General features: G+C 58.6%; 10 protein-coding genes and 1 pseudogene. 3 read left to right on the top strand and 8 right to left on the bottom strand.

Translation table 11 applies throughout. The annotated features are described in order from the left end of the window. The 4 genes from YY7_RS62805 to YY7_RS0148445 form a co-directional block, all read right to left on the bottom strand. Positions 1 to 315, bottom strand: a 315-nt coding sequence (locus tag YY7_RS62805) for a hypothetical protein (RefSeq protein ID WP_035693085.1), incomplete at its 3' end; no start/stop codon positions are given. A 30-nt stretch (positions 316 to 345) separates the two neighbouring features. Continuing rightward, positions 346 to 657: a DUF1488 domain-containing protein gene (locus tag YY7_RS55905; RefSeq protein ID WP_051397363.1), complete on the bottom strand. Its 312-nt coding sequence runs from the start codon at positions 655 to 657 to the stop codon at positions 346 to 348. Positions 658 to 695: 38 nt separating this feature from the next. Then, entirely contained in the window at positions 696 to 992 is a 297-nt protein-coding gene (locus tag YY7_RS0148450) for a hypothetical protein (protein ID WP_028169256.1), read from the bottom strand. Beyond that, positions 985 to 1,254: a hypothetical protein gene (locus tag YY7_RS0148445; protein ID WP_028169255.1), complete on the bottom strand. Its 270-nt coding sequence runs from the start codon at positions 1,252 to 1,254 to the stop codon at positions 985 to 987. Before YY7_RS0148445 ends, YY7_RS0148450 begins: the two co-directional genes overlap by 8 nt. A gap of 562 nt (positions 1,255 to 1,816) precedes the next feature. Here YY7_RS0148445 and YY7_RS62480 point away from each other — a divergent pair. Continuing rightward, positions 1,817 to 1,960, top strand: coding sequence for a hypothetical protein (locus YY7_RS62480; protein ID WP_196237455.1), 144 nt, complete (start codon positions 1,817 to 1,819; stop codon positions 1,958 to 1,960). 321 nt (positions 1,961 to 2,281) lie between these two features. Here the strand turns inward: YY7_RS62480 and YY7_RS0148425 are convergent, their stop codons facing one another. Further along, positions 2,282 to 3,439 carry an acyl-CoA desaturase gene (locus tag YY7_RS0148425; protein WP_028169254.1) on the bottom strand — a complete coding sequence of 386 codons (1,158 nt, stop codon included), beginning with the start codon at positions 3,437 to 3,439 and terminating at the stop codon, positions 2,282 to 2,284. 195 nt (positions 3,440 to 3,634) lie between these two features. Continuing rightward, positions 3,635 to 3,844 carry a cold-shock protein gene (locus YY7_RS0148420; protein WP_028169253.1) on the bottom strand — a complete coding sequence of 70 codons (210 nt, stop codon included), beginning with the start codon at positions 3,842 to 3,844 and terminating at the stop codon, positions 3,635 to 3,637. Positions 3,845 to 4,377: 533 nt separating this feature from the next. Here YY7_RS0148420 and YY7_RS64210 point away from each other — a divergent pair. Then, positions 4,378 to 5,340: an integrase core domain-containing protein gene (locus YY7_RS64210; RefSeq protein WP_245287699.1), complete on the top strand. Its 963-nt coding sequence runs from the start codon at positions 4,378 to 4,380 to the stop codon at positions 5,338 to 5,340. Positions 5,341 to 5,396: 56 nt separating this feature from the next. Then, the gene (locus YY7_RS0148410; protein ID WP_028169251.1) at positions 5,397 to 7,187 is read left to right on the top strand and encodes an adenylate/guanylate cyclase domain-containing protein; all 1,791 of its coding nucleotides are present in this window, start codon (positions 5,397 to 5,399) and stop codon (positions 7,185 to 7,187) included. A 379-nt stretch (positions 7,188 to 7,566) separates the two neighbouring features. On the opposite strand, the pseudogene YY7_RS59855 reads toward YY7_RS0148410, so the two are convergent. Both YY7_RS59855 and YY7_RS0148395 read right to left on the bottom strand, forming a co-directional pair. Continuing rightward, positions 7,567 to 8,102: pseudogene (locus YY7_RS59855) on the bottom strand (DNA ligase); the annotation flags it as partial. 439 nt (positions 8,103 to 8,541) lie between these two features. Next, positions 8,542 to 8,736: a hypothetical protein gene (locus YY7_RS0148395; RefSeq protein ID WP_028169249.1), complete on the bottom strand. Its 195-nt coding sequence runs from the start codon at positions 8,734 to 8,736 to the stop codon at positions 8,542 to 8,544. Between the last annotated feature and the right edge of the window lie 139 nt (positions 8,737 to 8,875).

Raw genomic sequence — 8,875 nt, 5'->3', positions numbered from 1 at the left:
CAGCTCGGTGTCGATCTGCGGTCGGCCGCCCGAAGATCGTGACTTCCAACGCCAGTAGCAGCGAAAACCAGTCCTGTGCCAACGCACGAGGGTCTCGGGCCGGACGATGGTGAGGACGGACGAGATTGATGGAAACCAACGATACAGCTGGACAAAGAACCAGCGATCATGGTTCGTGAGCCGGACGCGACCCTGCAGCCTCCGCCGCAAGACCATCAACTGATGTCGAAGCGCCGCGTTCTCAGCTTCAAGCTGCAACCTCGACTTGAACGGCGAGGTCACGACGGCCAGCACGAAACAGAGAAGCCCGATCATCCCGCCACCTTAGCCGAATCCGTCACATCATCAACTCGGACAAGGTTTTCGGTACACACAGCGGTCTTTTCGGAAGTCGATGCTGCGCAGAATAATGCTGGGCGGCGTGCCTTCGAACTCACTCGCCTGATATTTGCCGGCGGCGCAGGCCTCGATGCGCTCGCGCAACCGCATGAATTGCGCCTCGCGCTGGCCCGCTCTCGCGCGCACCACACCCTCCAACTCATCCATGGCTGAAGTTGAAATCGCGCAGGGGACCTCCCTCTGGCCGTCGAGCATCGAGAACAGGACGACCATCCTGTCGTATTCATAGCCGATGAAGCGACCGGGCATGAGCGTCATATGACCCACTCCTTGACAGCGGCGCAGCCAATGATGCCTCAGCCCCGCTCGCTAAGCCGAGCAAAGTCCACGAGGATGGCCGCGACGAGATCGCGATGCCTTGTGTCTTCCGGCGGTAGGCCCGCGGCGTACAGCTTGAGCACATAGCGCGCCTTGGCGGCCGCCTCCGGCCATGACGCGGCGGGAATCGACAACAGATGGTCTTCCACCTCGGCCCGGCGCTCGCGCAGTTCCCGTGCATGGGTTTCGACCTCCGCGAGCGCACGGCGGATGTCGGTTGCCTTTTGCGCCGCCATGCCGCGGTGACGGTCGAGATCGAGCGGTTCGTCAGGCATCGAATGCGCTCGCGTCAATGCCTTGCGCGTCGGCCAGATCGACAGAGCCGATCGAGACCACCTCCATCGCCAACCCGCGAGAGCCTTCCACCGGCACCTTGATCATGGTGGCGACGCGGCGGAACGCCTCGAACGATAGCCCTTCGATCGTCTCCTCGTCGGTGACGACCTCATAGGCGCCGGCGGGCAACAGGCGATCGATACCCCTGATCCGGAACGGGTGCTTGAAGGTGACGACTTCTCGTCGGGAACGGATGGTCATGCGCGCCTGCCTTTCGCAAAACGCCGGCGTCGGCGCTGGCCCAGAGAGCAGCATGCGCTCCTTGTGCTGCAATAGCCATCGCTTTCTTAGCCCGCGCGGCCAATAGAGGTATTCCATCGCTTCGCGCGTGCTCTTGTCGCAGCTGACGCAAAATGCTTTAGCGCTCGCTATTCCCAAAACATAGGCGTAGGGTCGGCTCACCGCATTTACCGTGGCATCCATCGGTGACTGAGGGCCGCGCACGCTCCCGCCGCAAAGCGCAGGCGTGTACCCTTGCAGCAATTTCGTCTGACCGAGTGGATCGTACCGCCGACCATCGTCCCGCGGTTGCTCAGGATCATTGTGATCACGGTGGCCGTCTTCCATGCCTAAACTGAAATACCTTGTCAGCGGCCACCATGAAGGTATCAGCGAACATCTCGGGCGCGTCACGGTGGCGGCCGCGCTGAGGAAGGCTAGGCAGCTCGTGCAAGAAGGCTGCATCGACGTGAGGATCTGCACCCCGCGCGGGCAGGTCCTGTTGTCAGACGACTTCAACCATCTCGAAAACAGGAGGACCGCCATGGCCAAAGGCCAGCAACGAGGCAACCGCGAAGCCAAGAAGCCCAAGAAGGAAAAGATCAAGGTCATCGCCGCAGCACCTAGCCAGAAAGCTGCGATCTGGCAGCAGCCGAGCTTGAAGCCAGGAGGAAGAAATAGCCGCTGATCGGTCGTAGCGATTATGTCATTCAGCTTTTGGCATCTCGCAAGTCCTGTGATCCGCCTGCCCTCACTGGGCTAACAAGGGTAGGAATGACCGATGCACTTCGTGATCGTCGCAGGCGATCGTAAGTTTCGGTGTATCAAGTGCGTTTACATCGGTCCAATGCAGGTCCCGGATTTTCAAGCATAGACCAAGAGCAAATTACGCCTGCCGAAAACAACATGAAGGCCGCCTCAGGCAATATCAAAAGTATAGAGTACGCAATAGGTCAGGGGACACATCCCGTCCTGTAATAGGCGTTCGTGCTATGTCGTGGCGCCGACGCTAGCTCGCTTGTAATCGAAGCCGAAGCGACGCGGCCACAGATTCAAGGAGAAGATGATACGCTCGGTCGACAATTTCGTCTAGCGAGCGCGTACGGGCGAACATGGCTTGCGCCCGACCGAGCAATTCGTTGCGAGTCGGCATCCTGTTCAGATGAACGGCCGGCAGCGCGTCGACGGCATGACACTTTGCTTCGTTAATCGCTTCCCGCAGGGCGGACAGTTCGGATGAGTGCATCGCTGACGTAATTGCAAGCGCAATGCGCTCAGGATTAAAACGTTTAGCAAGCTGCTCGGCCGCTCGATTGATGACCCTCGCTCCGAGCCGATGTTGGTTGCGCCTCACCTGCTCGGGCGGCGCCTTCAGGTCCCAGACGATCCCCAGGAGAGATAGCGCCTTTAAGATGTAGAAAGTCATGTCAACTTCCCACCAACGGAAGCCTTGGCGAACGCTGCTTTGATAGGCGTGATGATTGTTGTGCCAGCCTTCGCCCATCGTAAGCAGCGCCAGCAGCCAATTGTTGCGAGAATCATCCCCAGTTACGTACCGCTTGCGTCCGTGAACATGCGCGAGAGAGTTGATGCAAAAGGTCGCGTGATAAAGCAGCACCGTGCTCCACAAGAAGCCGACCACCAGTCCTGACCATCCCGCGACGAGAAAACAGCAGGCGGCGAGTGCTATTGCAGGCAAGACCTCAAATTTGTGCAACCACCTCAATTCGGGAAACGATGCGAGATCCGCAACTTTAACAAGGTCAGTCGCGTCGTGCTGTCGCGCGAAAATCCAGCCAACATGGCTGTAAACGAAACCTTTATGCCGGGGCGAATGCACATCTCGATCAGTATCGGAATGCAAATGATGATGCCTGTGCTTGGCCGCCCACCACAGAACGCTCTTTTGGGCGCTGCTTTGAGCAAGCGCTGCAAGAATGAACTGAAACAGTCTGCTAGTAGAGTAGGACCGATGCGAGAAGTACCGATGATACCCTGCACCGATGGCGAACATGCGCAGCCAATAGATCGCTATACCGATAACGGCCGCCTGCCACGTAATGCCGGACCAGAACGCTGCGGCGCATCCCAGATGGATCAATGCAAATGGAAGAGCTGACGGGTAGACGATATCATCATGCTGTTCGTCGACGTCGAGCTTCGACATATCAACAGGTCCCAATAGCTTCCTGTCAGGCGTATGCAAAGGATGCCTAAAAGGCTGGCTCAAATCGCTTAGCGAGCCCCCTCAGTCGCTCGACAAAAAAGAACCCCGCTGCTGGGCGCGCCAAGCGGCGGGGGTCTTTACCAGAAGCTTTGCCGGTACATCCGCGGTCAAAGCGTTGGCGGCGAGGGCGGAAGTTTATCCAGCGCGCAGATTTTCCGCGGCAGATTTGCCGGTCCGGCGGTCTGCGACGACCTCGAAGGAAACCTTCTGTCCCTCATTGAGAGTGCTCAGGCCCGCACGTTCGACCGCGCTGATATGAACGAAGACATCCTGGCTGCCCTGATCCGGCTGAATAAAGCCGAAACCCTTTTGGTTGTTGAACCACTTCACTGTTCCCGTTGTCATGGGAGATCGTCCTTCGATGTGTGTATTTGAGACCGCGCTAAACGCGATCGGTTAACTCGAGATCTGGGAGGAGGGTCGTCAGTCAGGCGCGCTATTCGCGGCGAGGCCAAGTCGTTCGGCCGAAAACTCGAATGTTTAAGACATAGTTACATTGCAGTCGCAGCGCAAGGGAATGTTTGCGGATCGCGCTTAAGGGCCCATGTGCCATTTCAGCGCTCCTGCGGCGCGGTTTTCGCCCTACCGAGCACATGGGCACCATCTCACGAGACGGCCAGCCTTGAACGCGATGTCTGCGGAGGGGCCCTCAGGAGCTGGAACACGGGTTAGGTCCGCTCGAGAGGGCTCGCAATCGGAAGGAGGCCAATTGGAACACGAGATTCGCGTTCGGTCAGCGCAAGCCTTGCACCTGTCCCTGTCGGAAACCTAATCCGGCTGGTATGTGAGGCCGAATCGCGCAATGCTTCTGTCTCATGAGAGAAGCTTACAGCCTGGTCTGGTCGGTGCTGGTCATATTGTTCCGGTCGCGGGTCTCGTTGGAAGCCGAGATCCTGATCCTTCGTCATCAACTTAACATCCAGCGACGGCATGTGCCGAAGAGAGTGGCCTTCAGTGCCATGGATCGCCTGATTTTTGTTGGGCTGTCTCGTTTGGTGCCAAATACCATCAAGGCGCTGACGATTGTGAAGCCGGATACCGTCATCCGTTGGCACCGTGCCGGTTTCAGAGCGTATTGGCGCTGGAAATCGCGGCACCGCGGCGGCCGACCAGCTACACCGTTGGAAATTCGCCGGCTGATCCGCGAGATGAGCATCGTCAACCCGCTGTGGGGAGCGCCGAGAATCCATGGTGAGCTTCTCAAGCTCGGCATCGAGATCGGTCAGACCAGCGTCGCCAAGTATATGGCGCGGAGGAGGGGCCCTCCCTCGCAGGGATGGACGACGTTTCTTCGCAACCATGCGGATGGCATTGTCGCAATGGACCTCTTCGTCGTGCCGACAATCTCATTCCGACTGCTCTACGGTTTGCTGATCGTGGGCCATGGCCGGCGGCAGATCCTGTGGTGCGGGGTGACCGCGCACCCAACTGCCGAATGGATCGCCAATCAACTGACGCAGGCGTGTGGCTGGGAGCAAATCCCTCGTTACCTGATCAGGGACCGCGATGGTGCCTACGCCGAGATATTCACACGCCGGGTTAGATCCATCGGTATCCGAGATCGCCCGACGTCTCCTCGTTCACCCTGGCAAAACGCTTATGCAGAACGGCTGATCGGCTCGATCCGCAGGGAATGCATGGATCATATCGTGGTGTTTGGCGAACGCCATCTGCGCCACGTGCTGCTCTCGTACATGAGCTACTACAATGGCACGCGACCCCATCTGTCATTGAACAAGGACGCGCCGATATCACGCGCCGCCGAGACAGTCGGACGCATTATCTGTCGCCCGATTTTGGGTGGGCTGCACCACCAATATGCCCGGATTGATTTGCGATAAGGACAGGTAGCGCCGCGCGATCCGTCATAGTATTCTGTGGGTCGGAGTTGCGCGACATGGTGGAAGACCGACTCATCCGGGTCAAGCGTAGTCTGTCGGCGATACTGGCCGCCGACGTCGCCGGCTACTCGCGGCTCATGCACCACGATGAGGAGGCAACGTATGTCAAACTGACAGTGCTACTCGCCGATGCTGTCACGCCCGCGATATCCGAACACGGGGGTCGCATTGTGAAGAACACCGGCGACGGATTCTTGGCAGTATTTCCGAGCGCGGTCCAGGCGGTTCGAGCTGCTGTGCAATTCCAGACTCGCATCAAAGACCTTACAATTGCCGATGCGGAAGACATGCGTATTGCTTTCCGTGTCGGCATCAATGTCGGCGACGCGATTGTCGAGCCGCATGACGTTTTTGGTGACTGCGTAAATGTCGCGGCACGGCTTGAGAGCATCGCAGAGCCTGGCGGCATCTGTATCTCGTCTTTTGCCTACGTGCAGACCCGCGGCAAGGTCGGTGTCGAGTTCGTCGATATGGGCGAGCAAAAGTTCAAAAACATTGCCCTTCCGGTTCGAGCCTATGCCGCTGTCCTGGACGGACATAGCCGGCTGCGCAAGTCGAGCCACGCAAGGCAGGGCCAGCGTTCACCGCCGAATCTCTCCATCGTTGTGCTGCCATTCGCCAATCTCAGCGGAGACACCAAGCAGGACTACTTCGTCGATGGCGTCACTGAGACCCTTACCACGGACTTGTCGCGCATCAATGGCTCGTTCGTGATCGGCCGCCACACCGCCTTTACCTATAAAGGCAAGTCGGTCGATCTGAAGCAGGTCGGTCGCGAGTTAAACGTTCGTTACGTCCTAGAAGGATCGGTACAGCGAGGAGGCGATCGGCTTCGCGTGAACGTGCAGTTGGTCGACGCCGAAACCGGGAATCACCTATGGGCTGAGCGGTTCGATAAGCCGATCGCCGATCTGCTCGATATGCAAGACGAAATTGTCGCGCGGCTCGCTAACACACTGAATGCACAGCTCATTGAGGCTGAGGCGCGTCGGGCGGAACGTTCGCCGCATCCCAATTCCTTGGACCTGTATTTTCAAGGTGCTGCGTGGTTCAACAAGGGACTAAACCCCGACCACATGGAACAGGCGCGTAGCATTTTTGAGCGGGCGCTAGCCCTCGATCCCAAGAATATCGAGGCGATGGTCTGGATGGCGACGGTTGACATGGTCGTCGGCTCAACCTGGATGAGTGGCGATCGGATCGCGCGGCTTGCGGCTGCCGAGGCAACGCTGAAAGACGCGCTGTCTCTCGCTCCGAACCATGCGTGGGCCCACGTGGCCCTGGGACACGTGCACGTTGCGACTAACCGCGTCAACCAAGGCGTCGCCGAGAGCAAGCGAGCGTTGGCGCTGGATCGCAATTTGGCGGGGGCCCACGCGCTAATCGGTCTGGCCAAGTATTGCACGGGCCAGGGGGCGGAGACGGAGGCACATGTGAGCGAGGCACTTCGCCTTTCTCCGCGCGACATCTTTGCCCATCGCTGGTTCGCAATAATCGGCGCATCCAAGCTGCAGATTTCGGCCGATTCGGAAGCGCTCGGCTGGTTCTGCCGCAGCATCGAAGCCAACCGAACTTATCCCCTCGTGCATTTCTTACTCGGTGCTACACTAGCGCTGCTGGGCTCGCTGGATCACGCGAGAGCCGCCGCAAAAGCTGGACTAACGCTTGTTCCGAGCTTCACTATCCGTAACTTCCGGGACGGCGCTTACACAGATCACCCGACTTACCTCGCAAAACGCGCGCGCATCTACGAGGGCATGCGCTTGGCTGGGGTACCGGAGGAGTGATGGCGAAGTTGGCTGACGAGCGGTGATGCTCCGAGCGATCGCAAGACTTCGGCTTCGTCGTCAGAACCTGATATCTACGCCCTGATGAGTAGAACCTCCTCCTCGATCGGCGCCGCAGATCACGTGCGGGTGAGTCGCTGTGCGCTGCGCCCCCGATAGCGTCGCAATAGCAGACCTCACCAGAGATCCGATTGGGTCATCATAGACCTGGCTTCTTTCCGACCGCCATAATTCTGGCTGCTCAACTACGATCGTAATCGTTTGCCGACGGACTGAAACAGCCCTGTAGTGCCGCCGGTTCAGTTTGATAGCAAGACTGGTGGCACGGCACCAGTTAGATGACAGTCGGCGGGCTCGTCGTGGATGCATGCGTGGCCCGTCATCGGACGTCTCGAAAGAATGTGTGCCGAACTTTGCCTTGCGCGGACTTCGCCCGGTATTCGATCTCGGCCATAAGCTCGGGCTCGACCCAGATGCGCTTGTGCGCGATGCAGTTGGTGTAAGGTTGCGTTTTCCGGATCAGCGGCGTCAGGCGCTTCTGCAGATCGGCAGTGGATGCCTTGTCGAACCGTGATTGACCTTACCCGCATAGATCAGGTCCTCGCCCTTTCGGCGGCCGACATAGATGTCGTCCCATTTGTTACCGTCGAGCGCGAAGCCTGCGATCACCAGCGTCTCCCGCTGCACGCAGGTTTTCTTCACCCAGTTGCAGAGGTGTAGGCGCTGGCGCACTTTCGAGACGACGCCTTCGAGCCTGACCTCGCGGCGTGGGCGTACATCTTCTTGCCATCGACCTCGAAGCTCTCACTGAACTGGATGTCTGTATCGCCGATGATCCTCTTCAGATGCTCGTGCGCTCGATCAGGGCGGCTTTCGCAGATCGCGGCCGTTGAGATAGAGCAGATCGAGCGCGATGGACGACGAGAAGATCGTGGAGACGTGGATGTGAACCGCATTGCATGGATCGGCTCCCTACACTGTCTCGGCCGCGAACACGATCCCGCGACCCAAACTGGTGCAGCGGCAGTGCAGCGCACAAGTCGGGAAAGACAAGCAAGCCGACCGACGAAAAAGAAACGAAAGGGGAATAACCATGCTTTCACCAAGAGAGTATGAGAAGAAGCTGTGTATGCTCGCCGCGAACCACGCGTTCCGAGTGATCGGCTTGGTCACCGAATCGTTGGAAAACGAAAAGCAGGCGCGGCGTTTGATGGTGACTGTACTGATGGCGCTTCACGACGACACCGCCTTGCAGACGGCGAAACCGCGAAGTTGCCGAACGGCTCCCCGCCATCGTTCAACGATTGCCACACACGGATCTCAAAAGCGGTAATTTCCGGCAAGGTCACGGACGCTATCCGCGACCTCGAATACAACAATGCGCAGCCACGCCAATGGCCTTCATGACATCCGAAGAGCTGGACGCGCTTACGAAGCGTCCAAGCGCGGCATCACGGCTTTTGTCGGCAACGAGATCCGGCAATTGTTCGACGAGATTCGGCATCAATGCGACGAAGACCAGTGCTTCCAGGTTCGATATCGCCCACATTCGGCACCGCCTTTATCAAGCCTCGGAGCGCCACCGCTTGGCGTCAATTCCGATTGCAGTTCGGAGAACGCTTCACACAATGGCGCTTGTCGGTGGACTGGCACGGTCGGTCTTGTGCGGCTGATTGTGAGTGGGAAAT

Source organism: Bradyrhizobium elkanii WSM2783 (assembly GCF_000472865.1).
In the GTDB taxonomy this organism is placed as follows: Bacteria; Pseudomonadota; Alphaproteobacteria; order Rhizobiales; family Xanthobacteraceae; genus Bradyrhizobium; species Bradyrhizobium elkanii_A.
This window is presented reverse-complemented; position numbering and strand designations above follow the sequence as displayed.

Bases quoted from the DNA above. Each gene is read 5' to 3' on its own strand.
- YY7_RS0148395 (WP_028169249.1), bottom strand. From the start codon at position 8,736: ATGTGGGCGATATCGAACCTGGAAGCACTGGTCTTCGTCGCATTGATG.
- YY7_RS0148420 (WP_028169253.1), bottom strand. From the start codon at position 3,844: ATGACAACGGGAACAGTGAAGTGGTTCAACAACCAAAAGGGTTTCGGC.
- YY7_RS0148445 (WP_028169255.1), bottom strand. From the start codon at position 1,254: ATGACCATCCGTTCCCGACGAGAAGTCGTCACCTTCAAGCACCCGTTC.
- YY7_RS55905 (WP_051397363.1), bottom strand. From the start codon at position 657: ATGACGCTCATGCCCGGTCGCTTCATCGGCTATGAATACGACAGGATG.
- YY7_RS0148450 (WP_028169256.1), bottom strand. From the start codon at position 992: ATGCCTGACGAACCGCTCGATCTCGACCGTCACCGCGGCATGGCGGCG.
- YY7_RS0148425 (WP_028169254.1), bottom strand. From the start codon at position 3,439: ATGTCGAAGCTCGACGTCGACGAACAGCATGATGATATCGTCTACCCG.
- YY7_RS62480 (WP_196237455.1), top strand. From the start codon at position 1,817: ATGGCCAAAGGCCAGCAACGAGGCAACCGCGAAGCCAAGAAGCCCAAG.
- YY7_RS0148410 (WP_028169251.1), top strand. From the start codon at position 5,397: ATGGTGGAAGACCGACTCATCCGGGTCAAGCGTAGTCTGTCGGCGATA.